At 69.6% G+C, this 23,975-nt stretch carries 22 protein-coding genes, 7 tRNA genes and 2 pseudogenes; 19 read left to right on the top strand and 12 right to left on the bottom strand.

The annotated features are described in order from the left end of the window. Positions 1-132: 132 nt before the first annotated feature. Positions 133-237: pseudogene (locus tag Taqua_RS13420) on the bottom strand (EamA/RhaT family transporter); the annotation flags it as partial. Between the two features lie 112 nt (positions 238-349). Next, positions 350-1,321: an alpha/beta fold hydrolase gene (locus Taqua_RS02435; protein ID WP_132961293.1), complete on the bottom strand. Its 972-nt coding sequence runs from the start codon at positions 1,319-1,321 to the stop codon at positions 350-352. A gap of 38 nt (positions 1,322-1,359) precedes the next feature. Between Taqua_RS02435 and Taqua_RS02430 the strand changes: the two genes are divergently transcribed. The 3 genes from Taqua_RS02430 (at position 1,360) to plsY (ending at position 4,960) form a co-directional block, all read left to right on the top strand. Then, positions 1,360-3,150 carry an acetate--CoA ligase gene (locus Taqua_RS02430; protein ID WP_132961294.1) on the top strand — a complete coding sequence of 597 codons (1,791 nt, stop codon included), beginning with the start codon at positions 1,360-1,362 and terminating at the stop codon, positions 3,148-3,150. Positions 3,151-3,182: 32 nt separating this feature from the next. Continuing rightward, complete coding sequence (locus Taqua_RS02425; protein WP_132961463.1) at positions 3,183-4,241, top strand: aldo/keto reductase; 1,059 nt, start codon at positions 3,183-3,185, stop codon at positions 4,239-4,241. A 62-nt stretch (positions 4,242-4,303) separates the two neighbouring features. After that, the gene (plsY, locus tag Taqua_RS02420; protein ID WP_132961464.1) at positions 4,304-4,960 is read left to right on the top strand and encodes a glycerol-3-phosphate 1-O-acyltransferase PlsY; all 657 of its coding nucleotides are present in this window, start codon (positions 4,304-4,306) and stop codon (positions 4,958-4,960) included. On the opposite strand, the gene Taqua_RS02415 is transcribed toward plsY, so the two are convergent. Then, positions 4,937-5,848: an HD-GYP domain-containing protein gene (locus Taqua_RS02415; RefSeq protein WP_132961295.1), complete on the bottom strand. Its 912-nt coding sequence runs from the start codon at positions 5,846-5,848 to the stop codon at positions 4,937-4,939. The two genes, plsY and Taqua_RS02415, sit on opposite strands and share 24 nt — an antisense overlap. A 32-nt stretch (positions 5,849-5,880) precedes the next feature. Here Taqua_RS02415 and murB point away from each other — a divergent pair, with 32 nt between their 5' ends. Continuing rightward, a complete protein-coding gene (murB, locus tag Taqua_RS02410; protein ID WP_144324427.1) occupies positions 5,881-6,936 on the top strand; it encodes a UDP-N-acetylmuramate dehydrogenase in 1,056 nt (351 codons plus the stop codon). Positions 6,937-6,986: 50 nt separating this feature from the next. Here the strand turns inward: murB and Taqua_RS02405 are convergent, their stop codons facing one another. Then, positions 6,987-7,409, bottom strand: coding sequence for a hypothetical protein (locus tag Taqua_RS02405; RefSeq protein WP_144324426.1), 423 nt, complete (start codon positions 7,407-7,409; stop codon positions 6,987-6,989). Positions 7,410-7,492: 83 nt separating this feature from the next. Here Taqua_RS02405 and Taqua_RS02400 point away from each other — a divergent pair, with 83 nt between their 5' ends. Beyond that, entirely contained in the window at positions 7,493-8,524 is a 1,032-nt protein-coding gene (locus Taqua_RS02400; RefSeq protein ID WP_185969536.1) for an alpha/beta hydrolase, read from the top strand. A gap of 33 nt (positions 8,525-8,557) precedes the next feature. Here Taqua_RS02400 and argG read toward each other — a convergent pair whose 3' ends face one another. The 3 genes from argG to Taqua_RS02385 are packed head-to-tail and all read right to left on the bottom strand — an operon-like array spanning position 8,558 to position 10,662. Then, on the bottom strand, positions 8,558-9,883 hold the full coding sequence (gene argG, locus Taqua_RS02395) for an argininosuccinate synthase (RefSeq protein WP_144324424.1): 1,326 nt from the start codon (positions 9,881-9,883) through the stop codon (positions 8,558-8,560). Positions 9,884-9,941: 58 nt separating this feature from the next. Beyond that, positions 9,942-10,268 (bottom strand): pyrimidine/purine nucleoside phosphorylase, encoded by a 327-nt coding sequence (gene ppnP / locus Taqua_RS02390; protein WP_144324423.1) that lies wholly within the window; start codon positions 10,266-10,268, stop codon positions 9,942-9,944. Positions 10,269-10,314: 46 nt separating this feature from the next. Then, positions 10,315-10,662, bottom strand: coding sequence for an ArsC family reductase (locus tag Taqua_RS02385; protein WP_144324422.1), 348 nt, complete (start codon positions 10,660-10,662; stop codon positions 10,315-10,317). A 96-nt stretch (positions 10,663-10,758) separates the two neighbouring features. On the opposite strand from Taqua_RS02385, the gene folC reads away from it, so the two are divergent. From folC to Taqua_RS02320, 13 genes are all read left to right on the top strand, one after another. After that, positions 10,759-12,093: a bifunctional tetrahydrofolate synthase/dihydrofolate synthase gene (folC, locus tag Taqua_RS02380; RefSeq protein WP_144324421.1), complete on the top strand. Its 1,335-nt coding sequence runs from the start codon at positions 10,759-10,761 to the stop codon at positions 12,091-12,093. A 4-nt stretch (positions 12,094-12,097) separates the two neighbouring features. Further along, positions 12,098-12,781, top strand: coding sequence for an SPOR domain-containing protein (locus Taqua_RS02375; protein ID WP_144324420.1), 684 nt, complete (start codon positions 12,098-12,100; stop codon positions 12,779-12,781). A gap of 2 nt (positions 12,782-12,783) precedes the next feature. Continuing rightward, positions 12,784-13,269, top strand: coding sequence for a CvpA family protein (locus Taqua_RS02370; protein WP_144324419.1), 486 nt, complete (start codon positions 12,784-12,786; stop codon positions 13,267-13,269). Between the two features lie 25 nt (positions 13,270-13,294). Next, on the top strand, positions 13,295-14,806 hold the full coding sequence (purF, locus tag Taqua_RS02365; RefSeq protein ID WP_144324418.1) for an amidophosphoribosyltransferase: 1,512 nt from the start codon (positions 13,295-13,297) through the stop codon (positions 14,804-14,806). Continuing rightward, positions 14,807-16,048: an O-succinylhomoserine sulfhydrylase gene (locus Taqua_RS02360; RefSeq protein WP_144324417.1), complete on the top strand. Its 1,242-nt coding sequence runs from the start codon at positions 14,807-14,809 to the stop codon at positions 16,046-16,048. Positions 16,049-16,079: 31 nt separating this feature from the next. Further along, entirely contained in the window at positions 16,080-17,483 is a 1,404-nt protein-coding gene (gltX, locus tag Taqua_RS02355) for a glutamate--tRNA ligase (protein WP_144324416.1), read from the top strand. A 129-nt stretch (positions 17,484-17,612) separates the two neighbouring features. Then, positions 17,613-17,688, top strand: a tRNA-Ala gene (locus Taqua_RS02350). Between the two features lie 10 nt (positions 17,689-17,698). After that, a tRNA-Glu gene (locus Taqua_RS02345) sits at positions 17,699-17,774 on the top strand. A 7-nt stretch (positions 17,775-17,781) separates the two neighbouring features. Next, positions 17,782-17,858: transfer RNA gene (locus Taqua_RS02340), tRNA-Asp, on the top strand. Between the two features lie 19 nt (positions 17,859-17,877). Then, positions 17,878-17,953 (top strand) — tRNA-Glu (locus Taqua_RS02335). A 7-nt stretch (positions 17,954-17,960) separates the two neighbouring features. Next, positions 17,961-18,037, top strand: a tRNA-Asp gene (locus tag Taqua_RS02330). Positions 18,038-18,056: 19 nt separating this feature from the next. Further along, positions 18,057-18,132: transfer RNA gene (locus Taqua_RS02325), tRNA-Glu, on the top strand. 7 nt (positions 18,133-18,139) lie between these two features. Then, positions 18,140-18,216, top strand: a tRNA-Asp gene (locus Taqua_RS02320). A gap of 81 nt (positions 18,217-18,297) precedes the next feature. Here the strand turns inward: Taqua_RS02320 and Taqua_RS02315 are convergent. From Taqua_RS02315 to Taqua_RS13760, 3 genes and pseudogenes are all read right to left on the bottom strand, one after another. Continuing rightward, the gene (locus tag Taqua_RS02315; RefSeq protein ID WP_144324415.1) at positions 18,298-20,313 is read right to left on the bottom strand and encodes a putative bifunctional diguanylate cyclase/phosphodiesterase; all 2,016 of its coding nucleotides are present in this window, start codon (positions 20,311-20,313) and stop codon (positions 18,298-18,300) included. 8 nt (positions 20,314-20,321) lie between these two features. Further along, positions 20,322-21,611 carry a CheR family methyltransferase gene (locus Taqua_RS02310; protein WP_144324414.1) on the bottom strand — a complete coding sequence of 430 codons (1,290 nt, stop codon included), beginning with the start codon at positions 21,609-21,611 and terminating at the stop codon, positions 20,322-20,324. A 101-nt stretch (positions 21,612-21,712) separates the two neighbouring features. Further along, a pseudogene (locus tag Taqua_RS13760) lies at positions 21,713-22,009 on the bottom strand (chemotaxis protein CheB); the annotation flags it as partial. Here Taqua_RS13760 and Taqua_RS13170 point away from each other — a divergent pair. After that, a complete protein-coding gene (locus Taqua_RS13170) occupies positions 21,912-22,124 on the top strand; it encodes a hypothetical protein (protein ID WP_185969537.1) in 213 nt (70 codons plus the stop codon). The pseudogene Taqua_RS13760 and the gene Taqua_RS13170 sit on opposite strands and share 98 nt — an antisense overlap. A gap of 44 nt (positions 22,125-22,168) precedes the next feature. Here the strand turns inward: Taqua_RS13170 and cobA are convergent, their stop codons facing one another. Further along, on the bottom strand, positions 22,169-22,984 hold the full coding sequence (gene cobA, locus Taqua_RS02300) for a uroporphyrinogen-III C-methyltransferase (protein WP_144324412.1): 816 nt from the start codon (positions 22,982-22,984) through the stop codon (positions 22,169-22,171). 2 nt (positions 22,985-22,986) lie between these two features. Continuing rightward, entirely contained in the window at positions 22,987-23,934 is a 948-nt protein-coding gene (ybiB, locus tag Taqua_RS02295; RefSeq protein ID WP_144324411.1) for a DNA-binding protein YbiB, read from the bottom strand. Positions 23,935-23,975: the final 41 nt, after the last annotated feature.

Below are 23,975 nucleotides of genomic sequence, written 5' to 3'. Positions count from 1 at the left end.
CTGCAGGTTGATGGCGGCAAACAGCACCAACCCCAGCAGCGTGCCGTCGCGCCACAGCCCGGTGCTGTCCACGCGCGGCACGGCTGCAAACGGGCCGCCGCGCCACGACCACAGCGGCGCGATCAGCGCCAGCCCCAGTGTCATGCGCGCGGCGGTGTAGGCAAACGGCCCAACGCTGGCCATGCCCAGTTGCTGGGCCACGAAGGTGGAGCCCCAGATCGCGGCGGTCAGCAGCATCAGGACGTCGGTGCGCCAATGGTGTGTGTTGGGCAAGGTGCGGTCCTCGGTCGGCGCGCGGCCACGGCGCGCGGCAGATGGGATGCCGTCCCGCGGTGCGCGCTGCGCGGCGTCACGCCAGGTGTTGTTCGATCAACTCGGCCACGCGCTGCGGCTGGTCGTGGTGCAGCATGTGGCCGGCGTCGTTCACGTGGGCGATGCGGCAGTGCCGAACCACCTGCAGGCGCCGATGGTACTCGGCCAGCGAGTGCTCGCCGCGTGGAAACCACTGCGCCAGGCTGTCGTCGCTGGCCTGTACCGCCAGCACCGGCGCTTCGATGGCGGCCCAGATGGCCAGCACCTCGTCCAGCCGGTACGGCTGGCTGCCGCGCACCTTGTGCGCCACGTCACCCAGGATGACCCATTCGCCGTCGGGCTGCGTGGGGTCGGTCGGGCGCGCCCAGTGCTGCGCCAGCCACAGCGCGCGCTCCGGCGGCAGGCGGCGGTTGGTCTTCATCAGGCGTTGCGCCACGCCGTGCCGTCCGCGGTAGGTTTTCAGCACGATGTCGCCACGCCGCAGGGCCGCCAGCTCGTCCAGCCAGCGGGCCAGGTGGCGCGGCGCCTGGGCCGGATCGGTGGCGGGCAGCCCAAAGCCCTCCAGGTTGACCAGCCGGCGCACCCGCTGCGGACGCACCCCGGCGTACAGCATGGCCACGTTGCCGCCCATGCTGTGGCCCACCAGGTCTACCGGCGCGTCCAGCGCACGCCCCAAGCGTTGGTTGACCCGCTCGATCAGCGCGTCCAGGTCACCCAAGTAGTCGGCGAACAGGTAGTGGTCGCCCAAGCCGTAGGGCGGGGGTGCGTGCGCGACGTCCAGGTGGGCGGCGGTGCTGAGGCCAAAGCCGCGCCAGTCGGGCGCGATGCACAGCCGGGGTGTGCGCAGCGCATCGACGACGAACTGCCACGACGCCGACACGTCCATCCAGCCGTGCAGCAGCAGCACGGGGGGCTGCTGCGCCTGTGGCTGGCCCCAGTGGCGCAGGTGCAGCCGCACGCCGCGCAGCGTCTCGAAGGTGCTGTGCGAAGGTCGCAGGACTTGGTACATTGGCACCATTATCCCCACACCATGGAGCGCGTGCTGCCATGCCACGTCAACTGCACGACACCCCTGCTGCGGCGCCGGACCTGTACGCGGCGTTGCACGCCAACTTCCGCTGGCACGTGCCAGCGCGCTTCAACGTCGCGCAAGCGTGCGTGCACCGCTGGGCGCAGCGGCGCCGCCACGCTGGGGCGGTGGCCATCATCGAAGACGGCCCCGACCAGCGCCCGCAGCGACACACCTACGCCGAGCTGGCCGCCGAGGCCAACCGGCTGGCCAACGCGTTGCGGTTGCTGGGCGTGCAACGCGGCGAGCGCGTGGCCATCGTGTTGCCGCAGCGCTTCGAGACGGCGGTGGCTTACACCGCCGTGCTGCAACTGGGCGCGGTGGCGGTGCCGCTGTCGCAGCTGTTTGGCCCTGAAGCGCTGGCGTTTCGCTTGCAAGACAGCGCCGCGGTGGTGGCGCTGGTCGACGACGCCACCGGCCCCGGCGTGCAGGCGGTGCGCGCCCGCTGCCCGGCGCTGCGCCACGTGGTGGGGCTGACCGGCGCGTTCGAGCCCGACGTCATCGACTGGCCACGCGCCCGCGTCGGCCTGCGCAAGCGGGCCGCAGTCGAGGACACCGCGGCCGACGACCCCGCGGTGCTGATCTACACCAGTGGCACCACCGGCAACCCCAAGGGCGCGCTGATCCCTCACCGCGCGTTGATCGGCAACCTGAGCGGCTTCGTGTGCAGCCAGAACTGGTTTGGCTTCGACCCCTGGGACCCGCGTGTCAAGAGCGAGGCGGTGTTTTGGAGCCCGGCCGATTGGGCCTGGACCGGTGGTCTGATGGACGCCTTGCTGCCGACGCTGTATTTTGGGCGGCCAATCGTCGCGTGGCGGGGGCGGTTCGACCCGGTGCAGGCGTTTGCGTTGTTGCAGCGTCACCGCGTCACCCACACCTTTTTGTTCCCGACGGCGCTCAAAGCGATGATGAAGGCGGTGCCTGAGCCGCGCCGCCACCACCGCTTGCACCTGCAAGCCATCATGAGCGCCGGCGAGGCCGTCGGTGACGCCGTGTTCACCTGGTGCCAGGAGGCGCTGGGTGTCACCGTCAACGAGATGTTCGGTCAGACCGAAATCAACTACGTCGTGGGCAACTGCGCGCGCATCTGGCCGGCGCGCCCCGGCAGCATGGGCCGGGCTTACCCTGGCCACCGGGTGGCGGTGCTGGATGAAGCGGGCCAGCCCGTGCCGCCCGGCACGGTGGGCGAGGTGGCGGTGCACCGCCGCGACGTGCACGGTGAGCCCGATCCGGTGTTTTTCCTCGGTTACTGGGGCAACGACGCCGCCACCCGGGCCAAGTTCACCGGCGATCCGGCCGACAGCTGGTGCCGCACCGGCGACTTGGCCATCCAGGACGCCGACGGTTACCTGTGGTACCAGGGCCGCGCCGACGACGTGTTCAAGTCGGCCGGCTACCGCATCGGCCCCAGCGAAATCGAAAACTGCCTGCTCAAGCACCCGGCGGTGGCCAACGCCGCCGTCGTGCCCAAGCCCGACCCCGAGCGTGGCGCGGTGGTCAAGGCTTACGTGGTGCTGGCCCCAGCGTGGGCCGAGCGCCGGGCGCGCTGCGCCAACCCCGCCGAGACGTTTGACGCGCCGCTGGAGGCCGAGCTGCAACAGCACGTTAAAGGTCGGCTGGCGCCGTACGAGTACCCGAAAGAAATCGAATTCATCGACGCGCTGCCGATGACCGCCACCGGCAAAGTGCAGCGCCGCGTACTGCGCCTGCAGGAAGAGGCGCGCGCCCGCGAGCGCGCCACCCCCCAACCAAACCCTGACCGAACATGACGCAACCCACCGAGGACTCCGTGACGATGGCCATGACCCCTGTGACGCTGGCGCCCGACCTGCGCGTATCGCCCATTTGCCTGGGCACGATGACGTTTGGCGAACAAGTCGGCGAGGCCGACGCCCATGCCATCCTGGACCAGGCGCTGGCGTTGGGGATCGACTTCATCGATACCGCCGAGATGTATTCGGTGCCGGCACGCGCCGAAACCTACGGTGCCACCGAAACCATCATCGGTCGCTGGCTGGCCCAGCGGCCTGGCGTGCGGCAACGCATCGTGCTGGCCACCAAAGTCGCTGGCCCCTCGCGCGGCATGCCCTGGATTCGCGGCGAACAGGCTGGCCTGACCAAGGCCGAGATCATCGCCGCCTGCGAGGGCAGCCTGCGCCGGCTGCGCACCGACGTCATCGACCTGTACCAGATCCATTGGCCGGCGCGCAACGTGCCGATGTTTGGCGCGCTGGCGTTCGACCCCAGCAAAGACAAACCCTGCGCCAGCATCCTGGAGCAACTGGAAGCGATGGACACGCTGGTGCGCGCGGGCAAGGTGCGCTACGTCGGCCTGTCCAACGAGACGCCCTACGGCGTGCACGAGTTCGTGCGGTTGGCCGAGCAGCACGGGCTGCCGCGGGTGGTCAGCGTGCAAAACCCGTATTGCCTGATCAACCGCAGCTACGAAAACGCGCTGGACGAGACCTGCCACCGGTTGGGCGTGGGGTTGCTGGCGTACTCGCCGCTGGGTTTTGGGTTGCTGACCGGCAAGTACGACGACACGGGGTTGGCGCACGCCGGTCCGCCACAGGGTCGGCTGGCGCTGTTTGAGAGCATGCGCAAGCAGCGCTGGGGCCGTCCCGAGGCGCTGGCCGCGGCGCGCCGCTACAACGCGCTGGCGCGCCAGCACGGGCTGACGCCCACGCAGATGGCGCTGGCGTTTTGCTACCGCAACTGGCGCGTGGCCAGCACCATCATCGGTGTGACGTCGCTGCAGCAGTTGCACGACTGTGTTGCGGCCTGGCCGGTTGCGTTGTCGCCGGAGTTGCTGGGGGCCATCGACGCCATCCGCTGGGAGCTGCGCGACCCCGCGCAGTGAGCGCACGCTGGCACAATCGCGCCATCGCTTGGGCAACCGCAGGAGTATCGTTCGTGCCCGACCTGACCTCGTGGACCGCCGTGCTGGCGGTCGTGCTCGCCTACGCGATCGGTTCGTTGTCGTTTGCCGTGTTGGTCAGCCGCCTGATGGGGTTGGCCGACCCGCGCACCTACGGCAGCGGCAACCCCGGCGCGACCAACGTGCTGCGCTCGGGCAGCAAGGCCGCCGCGGCGCTGACCTTGCTGCTGGACGCTGCCAAAGGCTGGCTGCCGGTGTGGCTGGTGGCGCGCTGGGGCGCGGCGTGGGGCCTGGGCGATGGCGTCGTCGCCGCAGTGGGGTTGGCGGCGTTCGCGGGGCACTTGTTTCCGGTGTTTTTCCGCTTCCGCGGTGGCAAGGGCGTGGCCACCGCGGCCGGTGTGCTGCTGGCGCTGCAGCCCTGGCTGGGCGTGTTGGTCGTCGGCACCTGGATCGCGGTGGCGCTGACCACGCGCTACTCGTCGCTGGCGGCCATCGTGGCGGCGGTGGCTGCCCCGTTGCTGTACGGGTTGCTGGACGGCACGCTGTGGGATGCGCGCGGTCCGCAGGGGTTCACCGTGGCGGCGATGGCGGTGCTGCTGCTGTGGCGCCACGCGGGCAATATCCAGCGCCTGCTGGCCGGGCAGGAAAGCCGCATCGGCCAGCGCAACGGCGCGGCGTCACCCCCCGGCCCGCGCCGTTGAGGCACGGCGCGCCAGCCGCAGCAGGCTGGCGTGCGGCAGCCGCAGCCGTACCTCGGCGGCAGGCAGCGCCTCGGCGATGGCGTGCGCGGGGTCGGACGTGTCGAGCCACTGCGGCTCGGGCAGCGGTCGACCCTCGGCGTCCTGCACCCGCGCCACCCACGGTTCGGCAGGCCGGCCGCTGCGGCGCAGCACCACCGCCAGCGTGCCGTCGTGCAGCCGCACGAACGCCCCCGGCGGGCACACCCCCAACGTGGTCACCAAGGCGCGGTGGATCGGGTCGTCGGCGGGGCCGTGGGGCTGCAATTGCCGTGCCCCCTGCACCGCGTCGTGCCCACTGCGCGACACGCGCGGGCTCAGCAGGGCGGCGTAGCGGTCGATGCGCTGCAGCACCTGCGTGGGCAGGTCCGTGACGTCGGGCTCATGGTGGTGCTCGACGATGTGCAGCCAGGCCGCGTCGCGCACGCCGCACTCGCGCAGGCACTGCGCCCCGCGTGCCGCGTGGGTATCGATCAGCGCACGCTGTTGCGCGTCGGGCGGGTAGGGTTGCGCCGCCAAGGCGTCCTGCAGCGCCGTCATGCCAATGTTCATCGTCAGGGCCGCACGCTCCAGCGCGTCGGCCTGCTGCTCCGTCAGACCCAACGGCGCCGCCAGCAGCCGCGCCAGCGCCCAGCACGTCAAGGCATGGGCGGTGCTGTAGCCCACCGGTGTGGTGGCGCTGACGTGCAGCAGCCAATACAGCCCCGCATCTTCGTCCTCGCCCAGCAGGGCGCGGGCCTGCTGCAGCACGGCGTCCAACGCCGTGCTCCAATCGGCGCCGCGTTGCGGGTTGTGCAGCAAAGCGGCCAGGCGCAGCTCCAGCGTCAGCCAGCGGTCGGTCGGGTCGTCCATCGGTCAGCGGTGGGTTTGCGACAATGCCGTGCATGGTAGTCGAGAATCACGTGCCGCTGCAGCGGCTCAACACGTTCGGCATTGCCGCGCGCGCCATGCGGTTGGCGCGCGTACGCAGCGACGCCGATGTGCTGGCGCTGGTGCGCCACCCCGACTGGCGCTGGCAGGATACGTTCATTCTGGGCGGCGGCAGCAACATCGTGCTGACGGGCGACGTGCGCGCGCTGGTGCTCAAGGTCGAAATCCCAGGGCGGCGGCTGGTGCACGAGGACGCGCGCGGCTGGTTGGTCGAGGCGGGGGCTGGCGAGCGTTGGCACGACTTCGTCGCGTGGACCCTGCAACAGGGTTGGCCCGGCCTGGAGAACCTGGCCCTGATTCCCGGCACGGTAGGCGCGGCCCCGGTGCAAAACATCGGCGCCTACGGGGTGGAATTGCAGGATCGCTTCCATTCGTTGGACGCCATCGACCTGGAAACAGGGGCGCCGTTGACACTGCGCCATGAGCACTGTGCCTTTGGCTACCGTGATTCGGTGTTCAAGCACGAGCGCCCCCACGCCGGCGGCATGGGGCTCAAGGGCCGGGCGCTGATCACACGCGTGCGTTTTTGGTTGCCCAAGCGTTGGCGGGTCGAGCTGGGCTACCACGACCTGCAACGCAAGGTGGCCGAGACGGGCATCACCGAACCCTCACCGCAACAGGTGTTCGACTGGGTGTGCCAGATCCGGCGCGCCAAGCTGCCCGACCCGGCGGTGCTGGGCAACGCGGGCAGTTTTTTCAAAAACCCGACGGTCACGCCCGAGCAGTGCGCCGACATCATCGGGCGCGACCCGCACGTCGTGCACTACCCGATGCCCGACGGCAGTGTCAAACTGGCCGCCGGTTGGTTGATCGATGCCTGCGGCTGGAAGGGCAAAACCGTGGGCCGTGCCGGGGTCTACGAAAAACAGGCGCTGGTGCTGGTCAACCTAGGTGGCCCCACCAACCCCTGCACCGGGGGGGAGGTGATGACGCTGGCACGGCTGATCCAGACCAGCGTCTATGAACGTTTTGGTATTCGTCTGGAGCCTGAACCCGTCGTGGTCGGTTGAACGCGGGTCCGGGCGGACCATGGCGCAGTGGCCGCTGGTGGCCGCGTGCGTCAGGCGGCCAAGGCCAGTTCGGTGTCGGCGCCGGTGCTCACGCGCGGCGCCATCGCTTCCAGGGTGTCCACCATGGGCTGCGCGCTGAGCTGACCGCCCCGCACGAGGCGACGGAAGTCGTCCAGCGCGCTTTGCCGCGTGCGCTCAATGCGCATGGCCTGGGCGGCGGCGGACACATCGCCGGCACGCTCAGCCTGCCGCAGCACCGCGGCTGGCAGCCAGCTTTGCACATGGCCGCACGTCGGGCATACCAGCCCTTGCCGGTGCGCCACCAGCGTGCCCACGTAACCACCGGCCAGGGCGTGGCGGCCATCGCGTGCCTGCAGACAGACCAATGGGTGAACCGGGTCGGCCACCACGCCGGCCTGGGCGCGGTTGATGCGGTCGACGGTGGCGGGGTCAAACGGGGCGGTGAGCCACATGGATGCAATCTCCTGAAACGGGGCGTTTTGCCTTCACAATGATTGTTGGCGGCCGGCGCGCCGTTGCCAAGAGGAGGCTTGCAATGCGAAAGGCTTGTTACACGCGGTTACCCGGCCAGCGCGCCCAGCGTGGGTCGCTGCGCTGGGCGCGCTGGCTGTGGGTGCTGCCACTGGCGCTGGCGGCGCTGTGGTGGCTGGGGCCGCGCTACGACGCCGGCCCCGAGGCAGCGACTGCCCGGCCGGTGCCCCCATTGGCTGCGGCCGAACTGGACGCTTGGCTCGCAACGCAGGAAGCCCAGCACATGGGGCTGCGGCCCGGTGCGGCCAAGGGCATCGTCTGGCACGGTCCACCGGGGCAGCGCACACCGTGGGCGGTGGTGTACCTACACGGCTTCACCGCCAGCCGGGTGGAGACGGCCCCGTTGGCCGAGCAGGTGGCGCAGGCGCTGGGGGCCAACCTGTTTTATACCCGCCTGGCTGGTCACGGGCTGCCGCCGGATGCGCTGGGGGTGGCCACGATGCAGGACTGGTTGGCCGACGCCGTGGAAGCGGTGCGCATCGGCCGCGCGCTGGGCGAGCGTGTGCTGGTCATCGGTACCTCCACCGGGGCCACCCTGGGGGCGTGGTTGGCGCTGCACCCCGAGCTGGTCGACGCCACGGTCCACGCTCAAGTGTGGATCTCGCCCAACTTTGGCCCGGCCGACAAACGCACCGAGTGGCTGCTTGGCCCGTGGGGGCGGCAGATCGCCCACGCCATCACCGGCGGCACTGTCGGGGCGCCCAGCGGCGACGCACGTATCGACGCCGGTTGGACACGGGTTTATCCGGTGGACGCGCTGTTGCCGATGATGGCGCTGGTGCAGCGCGTGCGCGAGGCGGATCTGGGGCGGGTACGGACGCCGATCCTGTTGCTGTACAGCCCCGCCGACCGCACCGTGGACCCGGCGCTGACGCGCGCCGTGTTCAACCGGTTGGGTAGCCCGACCAAGCTGCTGGAGGAAGTGCACGACAGCACCGACCGCGACCAACACGTGTTGGCCGGCGCGCTGCGCTCGCCCGGCAACACCAAACGCCTGGCTCAGCGCATCGTGGCGTGGGTGCAGTTGGGTCAGTGAAGACGCTCGGCGGCACGCGTGGCCGCCCAACCATCACCCACCCAGCTTCAGCAAATCGCCGTCCTGGCCGATGGCCAGCAGCCCGGCCTGGGTGTAGATGGTGAGCTTGTCGCGCGTGTCGCTGATGTCGAGGTTGCGCATCGTCAGCTGGCCGATGCGGTCGCGCGGGGTGAACGCCGACGCGCCTTTTTCCATCGTCAGCCGCTCGGGGTGGTAGGTCAGGTTGGGGCTTTCGGTGTTGAGGATCGAGTAGTCGTTGCCGCGGCGCAGCTCCAGCGTCACTTCGCCGGTGATGGCGCGCGCCACCCAGCGTTGGGCGGCCTCGCGCAGCATGATGGCTTGCGGATCGAACCAGCGGCCTTGGTACAGCAGCCGCCCCAGCTTACGGCCGTTGTCGCGGTACTGCTCGATGGTGTCTTCGTTGTGGATGCCGGTGACCAGCCGCTCGTAGGCGATGAACAGCAGCGCCATGCCCGGGGCCTCGTAGATGCCGCGGCTCTTGGCTTCGATGATGCGGTTTTCGATCTGGTCGCTCATGCCCAGACCGTGGCGCCCGCCGATGCGGTTGGCTTCCATGAACAGCTCGACCAGGTCCGGGTATTCGCGGCCGTTGAGGGCCACCGGACGGCCTTCTTCGAAGCGCACCGTCACCTCTTCGGGCTGGATGACGCAGTCCTCGCGCCAAAACGGCACGCCCATGATCGGGTTGACGATGCGGATGCTGGCGCTCAGGTGCTCCAGATCCTTGGCCTCGTGCGTGGCGCCCAGCATGTTGCTGTCGGTGCTGTAGGCCTTTTCGACCGACATTTTGTAGTCGAAGCCGTTGCGGATCAGAAACTCGCTCATTTCCTTGCGGCCACCCAGCTCGTCGATGAACGCCTGGTCCAGCCACGGCTTGTAAATCTGCAACGCCGGGTTGGTCAGCAGCCCGTAGCGGTAAAAGCGCTCGATGTCGTTGCCCTTGTAGGTGCTGCCGTCGCCCCAGATGTGGACATCGTCTTCCTTCATCGCCGCCACCAGCATCGTGCCGGTGACCGCGCGTCCGATCGGGGTGGTGTTGAAGTACGTCACGCCCGCGGTGCTGATGTGGAACGCCCCGCACTGCAGCGCCGCCAGCCCCTCGGCAGCGAGCTGCGGGCGGCAGTCGATCAGGCGTGCCTTTTCGGCGCCGTAGGCCAGCGCACGCTGGGGGATGGCGTCGTAGTCCGGTTCGTCGGGCTGGCCCAGGTTGGCCGTGTAGGCGTAGGGGATGGCGCCCTTTTGGCGCATCCACAGCAGCGCGGCGCTGGTGTCCAGGCCGCCCGAGAAGGCGATGCCGACCTTTTGGCCGACCGGCAGGGATTGCAAAATGGTGGACATGGGACGTGCTCCACGGTTGGAAGCCAAACGGGGCCGCTGGCGCGGCGGCCGGGGGGCTTCAGCCGAAGTGACAGATGTAGTGGTACGGCTCGCCCTCGACGCGGATCTGGAAGCTGGACTGGCCCGGCACGGCGAAGCGCTCACCAGGGCCGAAGCGCTGCCACTGGGAGGCGCCGGGCAGCAGCACTTCGCAGTGACCGGCCACACCTTCCATGATCTCCGGCGCGCCGGTGTTGAAGGTCAGCGTGGCGGGCAGGATGACACCGACCGATTTGCGTGTGCCGTCGGACAGGGTGACGGTGTGGCTGACGCATTGGCCGTCGAAATACACATTGGCGCGCGCGCTGACGGCGACGCCGGACAGGGTTTCGGTGATGGCGTTCATGGTGCGCCGATTGTAGGCGTACCCACCGCCGCAGCCGACGCCGGGGTCAGACCCGGCGCGCCCAGTCTTCGGGGTCGAAGCCGGCGCTGACCGTGCCATCAGGCCACTCCACCACCGGACGGCGCACGACGCTGGGCTTGGTCAACATCAGCGCGCGGGCGCTGGCGGTGTCGGTCACGGCGGCGCGCGTGGCCTCGCCGAGCTGGCGCCACGTGGTGCCGCGGCGGTTCAGCAGCGCTTCCCAGCCCAGGGTGGCCAACCAGGCGTCGAGCCGCTCGGGCGGCAGCCCTTGTTTTTTGAAGTCGTGAAAGGTGTGGGCCACGCCTTGCGCCTGCAGCCAGGCCCGTGCCCGTTTGACCGTTTCGCAGTTGGGGATACCGTACACGCGCACCATGCGCCGATGGTACCCGACCCCGCGGTGGGCGTGCACCGCGTGGCGTCGGGCACAATGCGCGCTGCCTGCATGACCAAGCCGATGATCCCGCCCACCATGACCGCACCGATCGACCCGCCCACCGCCGATGCGTCGCTGGCCGACTGGCTGGCGCACCTGGAACGGCTGCATGGCCAGCGCATCACGCTGGGCCTGGAGCGCGTGCAGGCGGTGGCGCAGGCGCTGGGCGCCGCGGTGCGCCCGCGCTGCCCCGTGGTGACGGTGGCCGGCACCAACGGCAAGGGCTCCACCTGCGCGATGCTGGAGGCGATCGCGCGTGCAGCCGGCTACCGCACCGCGCTGTACACGTCGCCGCATCTGGTGCAGTTCGAAGAGCGCGCGCGCTGGCAGGGCGAGCCGCTGGCCAGCGCACGCCTGACTCCGTCGTTCGCGGCAGTCGAAGCGGCGCGGCGCCAAGCAGGCGACGTGCCGCTGAGCTACTTCGAGTTCACGACGCTGGCCTGTGTGCATGCGCTGCTGGCGTGCCAGCCCGATGTGCTGATTGTGGAAGTGGGCATGGGCGGGCGGCTCGACGCCGTCAACCTCTGGGACGCCGACTGCGCCATCATCACCAGCATCGACCTGGACCACATGGAGTACCTCGGCCCCGACCGCGAGGCCATCGGCTACGAAAAGGCTGGCATCCTGCGCACCGGGCGGCCCGCCATCGTGTCCGACCCGGTGCCGCCGCGCAGCGTGGTGGCGCGCGCCACCGAAATCGACGCCGACCTGTGGCTGGTGGGGCGTGACTTCCGCCACAGTGGTGATCGTCAGCAGTGGCACTGGCAGGGGCGCACGCGGCGCTACGCGGGCTTGGCGTACCCGGCGTTGCGCGGTGCCAACCAGCTGCTCAATGCCGCCGGCGTGTTGGCCGCGTTGGAGGCGTTGCACGCGCAGCTGCCCGTGCCGGCGCAGGCGGTGCGGCAAGGCCTGGCCAGTGTGCAGTGGCCCGGGCGCTTTCAGGTGGTGCCTGGCGAGCCGCTGTTGGTGCTGGACGTGGCGCACAACCCCCATGCGGTGGCGGCGCTGGGGCACAACCTGGACGACCAGGGGTATTACCCGCAGACGCTGGCGGTGTTTGGCGCGATGGCCGACAAGGACGTTGCGCCGATGCTAGCGCGCATGGATGCGCTGGTGGACGGCTGGTTTTTTTGTGACCTGCCGACCCCACGCGCCGCCCGTGCCGAGGCACTGCGCGAGCAGTGGCAGCGGTTGACGCAGCGGCGTGACCGTGTGGCCGAGGTGTATGCCGACCCGGTGACGGCGCTGCACGCCGCACTGGCCCAAGCCGACCCCGCTGGTAGAATCCTTGTTTTTGGATCGTTTTACACGGTGGGTGGCGTGTTGCAACATGGGTTGCCCCGCCTGGGCGCCAAGCACCTGCAGGCCTAAAGGCATGTTTCCATTCGGCTCGCGCGCGTCGCGCAACACCGCGGCCACAACCCCGGAAGCGGGCGGTCAAGCCCCCAGCGTCGACGCGCTGCGTCGGCAGGCGCGCCAGCGGCTCATTGGCGCTACGGTGCTGGTGGTGGCGGCACTGGTGTTGCTGCCTTGGCTGCTGGAAGCGCAGCCGCGCCCGGTGCCGGTCGATGTGACGATCGACATCCCTGCGCGCGAGCCGGCGTCCCCGTTGCCGGCGCCGGTGCTGCCGCCAGCGACCAACCCTGAGCCCGCACAGCCTGCGGCCAGCCCGAGTCCGCCCTCCACCCACGCTGCGGCCAGCGGCCAACCCGCGCAACCCGTGGCGGCACCGCAGCCGCCCGCCGCGCCGCCAGCGGCGGTCGCGCCCGCGCCCACACCACCCCAGCCGCCGCCGCCGCGGCCCGCCGAGGCCGCGGCCGAGCAGGTCAAGGTTCGCATCGTCGTGCAGGTGGGCGCCTACGCCGACCCAGCCCGCGCCCAAGAGGTGCGCAAGCGTCTGGAAAGCGCCGGGCTCAAGACCTACACCCACGTCGCCGACACCCCGCAAGGGAAGCGCATCCGGGTGCGCGTCGGGCCGTTTGAGAGCCGCGCCGAAGCCGACAAGGTGGCCGCCAAGGTCAAAAGCTTGGGGCTGCCGGCGGCGGTGTTGACGCTGTGAGCATGGCCGCCATCGACGTCGTGCTGCTGGTGGTGCTGGCCGCCTCGGTGCTGATCGGTGCATGGCGCGGCTTGGTGTACGAGGCGATCGCGCTGCTGGGCTGGGGCGCGGCGTTCGTGCTGGCGCAGCGCTGGGGATTGCAGGTCGCGCAACAGTTGCCGATGCACGACTGGGGTGAGCCGCTGCGCTACGCCGCGGGGTTTGCGTTGGTGTTCGTCGGCGTGGTGCTGGCTGCGGGGCTGTTGGCCTGGCTGGCGCAGCGCGGCGCGGCGGCGCTGGGTCTGCGGCCGGTGGACCGGTTGCTCGGTGCTGCGTTTGGGGCGTTGCGCGCCGTGGTGCTGCTGCTGGCGGTGGCGCTGCTGGTGCACCAGACGCCGCTGGCGTACGCCGCAGCCTGGCAGGCGTCGGTGGGGGCGCGCTGGCTGGCGGCCGCTTTGGCGGCGCTGCGCACGCTGGTGCCGGCTGACGTGGCGGTGTATTTTCCGTGAACTTATGGTGTGAAGGGACCAGGCCATGTGTGGCATCGTCGGGGTGGTCAGCACCCAACCGGTCAACCAGCTCATCTACGATGCGTTGCTGCTGTTGCAGCACCGCGGCCAGGACGCCGCCGGCATCGTGACGCAGCTTGGCTACAAATTTTTTATGCACAAAGCCAAAGGCATGGTGCGCGACGTCTTTCGCACGCGCAACATGCGTGCGCTGCCGGGCAACTGCGGCCTCGGGCAGGTGCGCTACCCCACCGCTGGCAACGCTGCCAGCGAAGAAGAAGCCCAACCCTTCTATGTCAACGCCCCCTTTGGCGTGGTGCTGGCGCACAACGGCAACCTGACCAACGCCCACGCGCTGCGGCGCGAGCTGGTGCAGACCGACCATCGCCACATCAACACCGAAAGCGACTCCGAGGTGCTGCTCAACGTGCTGGCGCACGAGCTGGGGCGTGCCTCGCGTGGGGCGGTGCTGCAGGTGGAGGAGATTTTCGAGGCCGTGCGCGCGCTGCACCGGCGCGTGCGAGGCAGCTACGCGCTGGTGGCGCTGATCGCCGGCCACGGCATGCTGGTGGTGCGCGACCCGTTCGGCATCCGGCCGCTGTGCATCGGGCGCGGCCCCGACGGCACCGTGATGGCCGCCAGCGAGTCGGTGGCGCTGGAGGGCACCGGTCACCGTTTCGAGCGCGACGTGGCCCCCGGCGAGGCGATCTTCGTGACGCTGGACGGCCAGATCCACGCCCGCCAGTGCGCCGACGACCCACGTCACCACCCGTGCATTTTTGAATTCGTTTACCTGGCGCGGCCCGACTCGGTCATCGACGGCATTTCGGTGTACCGGGCGCGGCTCAACATGGGCGAGGCGTTGGCCACGCGGGTGATTTCGACGGTGCCCCCACCCGACATCGACGCCGTCATCCCGATTCCGGAGTCCAGCCGTCCGGCGGCGATGGAGGTGGCGCGCTTGATCGGCCGCCCGTACCGCGAGGGTTTTGTCAAAAACCGCTACGTCGGGCGCACCTTCATCATGCCCGGGCAGGCGGTGCGCAAAAAGTCCGTGCGGCAAAAGCTCAACGTCATCGCCAGCGAATTCGCTGGCCGCAACGTGCTGCTGGTGGACGACTCCATCGTGCGTGGCACCACCAGCCGCGAGATCGTGCAAATGGCGCGTGAAGCGGGCGCGCGCAAGGTGTACCTGGCCAGCGCCGCGCCGCCGGTACGCTACCCCAACGTCTACGGCATCGACATGCCGACGCAGGAAGAACTCGTGGCGCACGGTCGCAGCGTCGAGGAAGTGCGCCAACTGATCGGCTGCGATGCGCTGATTTACCAGGATGTCGAGGCGATGAAGCGCGCCGTCGGTGCCCTCAACCCCACGCTGGCGGGGTTCGAGGCGTCGTGCTTCGATGGCGATTACATCACCGGCGACGTGACGCTGGAGACGGTGGCGGCCCTCAACGCCCCGCGCAGCGGCGCGGGCGACGACGATGACAGCGCCGCTGGCACGCGGCTGACGCTGCCTAACGCGCAGGAGGTGTGAGTGGAGCCAAGCCAACACCCGCCGGCGCCCGCGCCGGCGAACACCCCCTGCGCCTGGCACCCGCAAACCGCCGCGGTGAGGGTGGCGGTGCCGCGCTCGCCGTACGGCGAAAACGCCGAAGCGCTGTACCTGACCAGCGGTTACGTGCAGCCCAGCGCCGAAGCTGCCGCGGCGCGGTTTGCCGGCGACGAGGAGGGTTACACCTACGCCCGCTACGGCAACCCCACCACCAGCAGTTTCGAACAGCGCCTGGCGGCGCTGGAGGGCACCGAGGCGGCGATCGCCACATCATCGGGCATGGCGGCGATTCTGATGCTGTGCCTGGGCTTGCTGAAGGCCGGGGACCACGTGGTGTGCTCGCAGTCGATGTTCGGTGCCACGATCAAACTGATCGGCACCGACCTGGCCAAGTTCGGTGTGCAGTCCACCTTTGTGCCGCAGACCGACCTCGACGCATGGCGCGCCGCCGTGCGGCCCGAAACCCGCTTGCTGCTGGCCGAAACCCCCACCAACCCGCTGACCGAGGTGTGCGACATCGCCGCGCTGGCCGACATCGCGCACGCCGCCGGCGCGCTGCTGGCGGTGGACAACTGCTTTGCCACGCCGGCGCTGCAGCGGCCGGTGCAGTGGGGGGCTGACATCGTTGTGCACTCCGGCACCAAGTTTCTGGACGGGCAGGGGCGCGTCATGGCGGGTGCCCTGTGTGCCCGCCGAGCGCTGGTGGACGAGACCTTCTTGCCCGTGCTGCGCAGCGCCGGCATGACGCTGGCACCGTTCAACGCCTGGGTCGTGCTCAAGGGGCTGGAGACGCTGCAGATCCGCATGCAGGCGCAAAGCGCCACGGCGCTGGCGCTGGCGCAGTGGCTGCAGGCGCATCCGGCGGTGGCGCGGGTGCACCACCCCGGCCTGCCAAGCCACCCGCAGCATGCGCTGGCCATGCGCCAGCAGTCCGGCTGCGGCGGCGCCATCGTGGCCTTCGAGGTGCGCGCCGACACGCCCGAGCAGGGGCGCGTGCGGGCCTTTGCGGTGCTGGACGCGCTGCGAACCCTGTCGCTGTCGACCAACCTGGGCGACACCAAAACCCTGTGCTCGCATCCGGCCAGCACCTCGCACGGGCGCCTCAGCGAAGCGCAGCGCCAGGCCGCGGGCATCTCGCAGGCGCTCATCCGCATCTCGGTCGGCCTGGAGCACCTGGACGACATCGTGGCCGATCTGTCACGCGGCCTCGACGCGCTGGTCTGACGCTCCCTCCCATGCCCCAAGCGTAGCCATCATGACAACCCGTATCCGCACCCGATTTGCCCCGTCACCCACCGGCTTCATCCACCTGGGCAACATCCGCTCGGCGCTGTACCCGTGGGCGTTTGCGCGCCGCCATGGTGGCGACTTCATCCTGCGCATCGAAGACACCGACCAGGAGCGCTCCACGCAAGAGGCGGTGGACGTCATCCTGCAGGCCATGCAGTGGCTGGGCCTGACGCCCGACGAGGGGCCGTACTACCAGATGCAGCGCATGGCGCGCTACAAGCAGGTCATCGCCGAGATGCTGCAAGCCGGGCTGGCGTACCACTGCTACATGACGCCCGAGGAGCTCGACGCGTTGCGCGAGCGTCAGATGGCCGCCAAGCTCAAACCGCGCTACGACGGCACCTGGCGTCCGGAGCCGGGCAAGGCGCTGCCCACGCCGCCCGCTGGCGTGCTGCCGGTGATCCGCTTCAAAAACCCCCTGGGCGGCAGCGTCGTGTGGGTCGACAAGGTCAAGGGCCGCATCGAAATCCGTAACGACGAGCTGGACGACCTGGTGATCGCGCGCCAGGCGCCGCTGGGTGACATTGGCACGCCCACCTACAACTTTTGCGTCGTCGTCGACGACATCGACATGCGCATCACGCACGTCATCCGCGGCGACGACCACGTCAACAACACGCCGCGCCAGATCAACATCTTTCGCGCGCTGGGGCACGAGCCGCCGGTGTACGCGCACCTGCCCACGGTGCTCAACGAACACGGCGAAAAGATGAGCAAGCGCCACGGCGCCAAGCCGGTCACCTGGTACCGTGACGCGGGCTTTTTGCCCGACGCCATGATCAACTACCTGGCGCGCCTGGGCTGGAGCCACGGCGACGACGAGATCTTCACGCGCGAGCAGTTCCTGCAGTGGTTCGACCTCGACCACCTGGGCAAGAGCGCGGCGCAGTTCGACGAAGCCAAGCTGCGTTGGGTCAACGCGCAGCACATCAAGATGACGCCGGACGAGCGGCTCGCCCCGCTGGTGGCCGAGCAGCTCGCCCGCCGTGGGCTCGCGGCCGACGAGCGGCTGGCTGCCATTTGCGGCCTGTTCAAAGACCGCTGCGACACCACGGTGGCGCTGGCCGACTGGGCGCAGCCGTACTACGCCACGCCCACGCCGCGCGCCGAGGACCTGGCGCAGCACGTGACCGACGCCGTGCGCCCGGCGCTGGCCGAGCTGCGCCAGCGTTTGAGCGACGTGCCGTGGACGGCGGCCGACATCGCCGCGGCGCTGAAGGCCACGCTCGCCGCGCATGGCCTCAAGATGCCGCAGCTGGCCATGCCGGTGCGCGTGCTGGTGATGGGGGTGGCGCAGACGCCGTCGGTGGACGCGGTGCTGGCGCTGCACCGGCGCGAGGACGTGCTGGCGCGGCTGGCCGCGGCGTGAGGGCGCCTCGACCGTATTTGTGCCGCCCGCACGAAAAACGCGTCGATTTATGGCTATAATGCAAGTCTCGACAGCGCACAACGCTGCAGCGCTACAAGCAGCAGCCGCGTGCAAGCCATCGAGGCCCGTGGGGGTATAGCTCAGCTGGGAGAGCGCTTGCATGGCATGCAAGAGGTCAGCGGTTCGATCCCGCTTACCTCCACCACAGGATACATGACCCTATCGTCTAGAGGCCTAGGACATCACCCTTTCACGGTGAGTACCGGGGTTCGAATCCCCGTAGGGTCGCCACACAACTGGAGCGGTAGTTCAGTTGGTCAGAATACCGGCCTGTCACGCCGGGGGTCGCGGGTTCGAGCCCCGTCCGCTCCGCCAACGTTTTCGCATCGTCGACGACCCTATCGTCTAGAGGCCTAGGACATCACCCTTTCACGGTGAGTACCGGGGTTCGAATCCCCGTAGGGTCGCCACACAACTGGAGCGGTAGTTCAGTTGGTCAGAATACCGGCCTGTCACGCCGGGGGTCGCGGGTTCGAGCCCCGTCCGCTCCGCCAACGTTTTCGCATCGTCGACGACCCTATCGTCTAGAGGCCTAGGACATCACCCTTTCACGGTGAGTACCGGGGTTCGAATCCCCGTAGGGTCGCCACACAACTGGAGCGGTAGTTCAGTTGGTCAGAATACCGGCCTGTCACGCCGGGGGTCGCGGGTTCGAGCCCCGTCCGCTCCGCCAACGTCGTGGCCCTGCATGGGCCCACGGTGATCGCAAGCCGCCCCGCCGGGCGGCTTTGTGTTTTGTATTGGGGGCGCTGGGTTACGCGGCGACCACACCGGTGCGTCCGACGTAGTCAACCAAGCCGTCCCAGGGCAACGGGCGGGCGAACTGAAAGCCTTGCACGTCCAGCGGCGCGCGCGGTGCCAGAAATTCGAGCTGCGCCGCGCTCTCCACCCCCTCGACGACGACGCGGGCCTGCAGCGCGGCCGCCAGCTCCAACACCGCGGCCACGATGCGTTCGCTGGGGCCGCCCGTGCCCACGTGGTCGGTGAAGCGTTTGTCGACCTTGAGCACATCCACCGGCGTGCGCAGCAGGTACGCCAGGCTCGAGTACCCGGTGCCGAAATCATCGAGCGCCACGCGGCCACCGCCTTCGCGCACGCGCTGCAACCACGCCAACGTGGAGGGGCTGTCGGCCATCCACACGGATTCGGTGACTTCGATCGTCAGGTGCGGCAGCGCTGCACGGTGTTCCTCCAGCCAGTCGCGCAGCGTGCTGTCGCCAAACTGCGCCCCCGAGACATTGACCGCCAGCCGGAAACCCGGCCCCCAGCGCTGCGCGGCCTGCAGGGCCAGCCGCGCGCTCTCGCGCAGCACCCACGCGCCGATGCGGCGGATCTGGCCGCTGGCTTCGGCCACCGCGATGAACTCCACCGGTGACACCAAGCCCCGGGTCGGGTGGCGCCAGCGCAACAACACCTCGGCGCCACGCACACGCTGCTCGGGCAACGAGACCACCGGCTGAAACAGCAGCTCGAAGGCGCTGTCGGCCAGCGCTTGCTCCAGGCCGGTCTTGATTTCGGCCAGGTGGCGCGCCCGGCTTTCCATCTGCGGCGAGTAAAAGCGCATGCGGTCGCGCCCGCCGTTTTTGGCGGCGTACATCGCGGTGTCGGCCATGCGCAGTAGCTCTTCGGAGGTTTCGCCGTCTGAGGGATAGGCCGCCACCCCGATACTGGCGCTTAGCCGCAGCACGTTGCCGTGCAGGGTGTAGGGCTGGCGCAGCGCCTGCAGGATGTTGTCGGCCACCCGTTCGACCACCAGCGGCAAGTCGGCCGCCTCCAGCATCACGACGAATTCGTCACCGCCAAAGCGCGCCACGGTGTCGTTGGCTCGCAGGGCGCGGCGGATGCGCCCCGCCGTCTCCACCAACACTTCGTCGCCCAGCTCGTGGCCGTGGATGTCGTTGACCTCCTTGAAGCCATCAAGGTCGATGAACATGACGTACACCGCGCGCAGTTCGCGCTGGGCACGCAGCAGCGCCTGCTCCAGCCGGTCGCGGTACAGGGCGCGGTTGGGCAGCCCGGTGAGCGCGTCGTAGTTGGCCTGGCGGAAGATGGTCTGCTCGCGCGCCTTGGCCTCGTCGATGTTTTCCAGCAGCACCACCACGACGTCGTCCAGTGGCGCGGGGTGGCGCGCCAGCGACACGTGCTGGCGTGCCCAGCGCAGCGTGCCGTCGCGCGCCAGCAGGCGCTGTTCCTGCGCCGCCGGTTGACGGCTGCCCAGCATGGCGCGCCACTGGTGCTGCAGCGTGTCGCGGTCGTCGGGGTGGATCCACTGCTGCCACGGCGTGCCACGCATGTCTTCCGCGGGACAACCGAGCCGTTGCGCCAGCGCAGGGTTGCTTTCCATCACCGTCCCGTCGGGCGAGCACACCACCATGCCGACGCTGGGGTTGTCCCACGCCGCTTGCAGGCGGCTGTGCGCCACCTGTTCGCGGCGCTCCAGCACCATCAGCTCGGTCACGTCCAGCAGCGACACGGCGATCGGCCGTGCTGCGCCTTCGTCCGCAGGCAGGCGGGCGGCGCGTTCCTGCACGCAGCGCCAGCCCCCGTCCGGGGTGCGCAGCCGGTAGCGCTGGGTCCAGTGGTCACTGCGCTCGTCGTGCCAGCGCGCCTGCACGCGTCCTTGCTCCTCGGGGTGGATCGATTCCAGCAGCCAGGCCAGGGTGCCGGCGTCGGCCGGCGGCTGCGGCGGCGGCAACCATTCGCCCAACCGCCGCGAGGCGTATTCGATGCGGCCGTGCAGCGCGTCCATCAACACCACGGCTTCGTGCAAGGCATCGGTCAGCGCCGCCAGGCGTCGCTGCCATCCAGCAGCCGATGCATGGCCAACTGCACATCGCGTTGCCAGGCGGCATCGACCAGGTTGGGCATCGTCAGCGCGACGGTGGCCCCGGCCGGCCAACGCATCAGCCCGTCCATCGACCCGACCACGTGCAGCGGGTGGCCATCGCGGTCGAGCAACACGGTGGGGGGTGCGTGGCGCTGCAGCAGGTGTTGCAGCAGCCGCTCACGCAGGTCGGCTTCCAGGTGATCCACGGGGCGCAACTGGGGCGGCGCCGGGTGCACCGGGGTCGCCTTGGCGGCGGGACGCCGCGCGCGCATGGCCAGCGGCGGGGCGTGCGCGTCGGGGCGTTTGCGCCACAGGTGCTCCTGGGTCGAGACGGCTGTGAACAGCGTGCGTGTGCGCGCACTCAGCGCCTCGGAGCGGCCCAGCATCAGCAGCCCGTCGGGCAGCAGGGCGTGGTGCAGGCGGCGCAGCACCTCGTCCTTGGCGCTGCCCTTGAGGTAGATGAGCACGTTGCGACACGCCACCAGATCCATGCGCAAAAACGGCAAGTCCTGCAGCACGTCGTGGCGTGTGAAGATGCAGCGTCGGCGCAGCTCTTGCTGCAAGCGCAAGGTGTGGCCGATGCGGCTGAAGTAGCGTTCGCGCCACGCGGCGGGCAGGGCGCTGGCGCTGTCTTCGTCGAACAGCCCGCTGCGCGCCTGCTCCAGCGCCGCCGCGTTGACGTCGGTGCCCAGCACCATCCAGTCCAGCGATACGCCCAGCTCACCCAGCAACTCGTCGGTGAGCATGGCCAGCGTGTAGACCTCTTCGCCACTGGAGCAGCCCACCGACCAAAGGCGCAGCGTTGCGGCGCCGGCCGCGGCGCGGGCGCGGATGTGGTCACGCCACGCCACCCGCAGCGCCGCAAAGGCGCTGGGGTTGCGCAACCACTCGGTGACGCCGATCGTGACCGACTGCTGCAGGGCCTGCAGCAGCTCCGGGGTGCGTTCGGCTTCGGCGGCCAGTTGCACCAGGCTGGTGGCGCCATGCTGGCGCATCACGCGCTCGAACTGGCGCCGCAGCGTGGCCTCCTGGTACTGGCCCAACTCCAGCCCGGTGCTCGTGGCGACGCGATGCACCAGGGCCGCCATGGCCTGGCGTTCGTCGGTCATGGCGCTGTCGCTGGGCGCTTGGGGCGTGGCGGGTTTGTCCACCGCTTGCAACAACGTGCGCAGCCGCCGACCCAGCGCGACCGCGGTGTCCACGTGGTCGGCCAGGCCGCGTTCGATGATGGTTTGGGGCATCGAGGCAAACGGTGCTTCGGCAGGGGTTTCGGCCCATATGGCCCCCCCGCATCGCGCAGCACCCGTGCACCGACCGCACCGTCTTGCCCCGTGCCGGACAACACGATGGCTAGCGCGCGCGTGCCCAGCGAGCGGGCGGCGCTGGCAAACAGCCGATCCAGCGAGGGCGCTGGGCCTTGCCCCGGCACCGAGGCTTGCAGCCGCAGCCGCCGGCCATCGAGTTCCACATGGTGACCGGACGGAGTGACGTAGATCACGCCACCTCGCAGCTCCACGCCGTCACGCACCGTTTCGACCGGCGTGCTGGTGACCGATTGCAACAACCTCGCCAAGGCGCTGGGCTCGGCGGCGGCGATGTGCTGCGCGACGACGCAGCTCAAATGGGGGTCGCGCGGCATCGCTGCCACCAGTTCACGCAGCGGCTCCAACCCACCGGCCGATGCGCCGAGCAGGGCCACGAAGCGGGGAGCACGGGTGCGGTTCACGGTGGCCGTCCTGTTGCGGCCATTGTAGACCTGTTCCCCGCGCTGCGGCGCACGGAGCGCCTCGCGGCGGTGTCACGCGCGCCGAGGTAGCACGGTGGACGGGTCGTCCATCGCCAGCACGGCTGCGGCACGCACGACATCGCCGACGATGATGACGGCCGGGCTGCCCAGGCCCGAGTTTTGCAGCGTCGACACCAAGCGCTCCAATGTGGTGACGGCGTGCCGCCGTTGCGGCAGCGTGGCGTGCTGCGCAATCGCCACCGGTGTTGACCCCGGCATCGCCCGCAGCAGCTCGTGCTGAATGTGCGCCGCTTGCGCCACCCCCATGTAAATGATCATGGTCAGACCCGCTTGGCGCGCGCAGGCGCCGAGCGCCGCCCAGTCCAGCGGCGGCTCACCCGCTTGGCGGTGCCCTGTCAGCAGCATCACACCGTGGGCGAGTTGACGATGCGTGGGGGCGATGCCCAACTCGGTGGCCGCCGCCAAACCCGACGTGATGCCATTGACGCAGCGTACGGGGATCCCAGCGGCACGCAGAACCTCGTACTCCTCGCCACCGCGGCCGAACACGAACGGATCACCTCCTTTGAGTCGAACCACCGTCTCGCCGCGGCGCGCTACCCTGACCATGAACCGGTGGATGAACGACTGGGGTGTGCTCTTGCAGCCACCGCGCTTGCCGACACGCACGACGCGTGCTTTGGGGTTGGCGTAAGCGAGCACGGCGTCGTTGACCAAATCGTCGACCAGCAGCAACGTGGCGGCCGCGATGACACGTGCTGCTTTGAGGGTCAACAAATTGGGATCGCCCGGGCCGGCGCCCACGAGGGTTACGGTGCCCGGGGCGGGTGGGTCGTCGAGGTCGAGGTGGTGCGTTGGCTGGGCCATGGTCAGGATCCGTAGCGGGGTTGAGGGTGTGTCGCCGCCGCGGGCGCACGGACATGCAATTGCTGCAGAATGTGCTCCACCTGAAGGGACAGGGGGTGGGGGAGGGGGCGTTGTCCGTCGAGGATGGCGCGGATGAGATCCGCGTTGGCCTCGGGCGTGAGCTTGAGCGGCAGCGGCGGCACCGCGACAACCGGGCCTTCTTCGCCAACCTGCACGACACGCCGCGTGCCGTGCTCAATGATGTCGATCTGGGGGACACGGCGTGGGTCGGCCACCGGTTCCCCCTCACTGCCCCGCAGCAGCATGGCGTGTGCGCCCGCCGCCATCAGGGTGTCCGCGTAGACGGTGGCGTAGTCGGGGTGGGTGTAGCTGACCACCAGCAAGGCGCGGCCCGCACAGGGGTTGATGAGCTTGACCAGGCTGTGGGCGGGGTTGCGCACGCCCAAGGCACGCCGCAGATCCAACAAGCGCTGCAGCGCAGGGCACAGCACGTGGGTCGGGATGTATACACACTGGCCTGGCCCGGGCGCTTGCATGGCCCGGGCTGGCGTGATACCCAGCGCCTCGAAAACCTGGGCACTGCACACGCGGCCATCGACGGTTTGGCTGCCATGCACCACCACCGGCACCCCCGCGCGTGCCAACAGCAGTGCCAACAGTGGCGTGGCCAGGGGCAGACGGCGCGCGCCGTTGTGGCTGGGCAGCACCACGGTGGTGACGCCGAGGTCGGGCAGCCGCGCCAGACGAGCTTGCACGGCGTCCAGAAAACCCAGCATCTCGTCGCGCGTTTCGCCCTTGATGCGCATGGCGATGGCAAAGGCGCCGAGTTCGACGTCACTGACGCGGCCATCCAACACCCGGCTCAGCAGATCGTTGGCTTGGTCACGGCTGAGCGCGCGAGCGCCTTTTTGGCCGCGGCCGATCTCCTTGAGGTATGCAGCGATGCTCATGGGGTGGTGTGTCCAAGTCGGGCCATGCAAACGAGTTTCAT

The sequence above is a fragment of the Tepidimonas aquatica genome (genome assembly GCF_007556585.1).
Classification (GTDB): domain Bacteria; phylum Pseudomonadota; class Gammaproteobacteria; order Burkholderiales; family Burkholderiaceae_C; genus Tepidimonas; species Tepidimonas aquatica.
The sequence above is the reverse complement of the archived record's forward strand: the minus strand, read 5'-3'. Positions and strand labels throughout refer to the sequence as shown.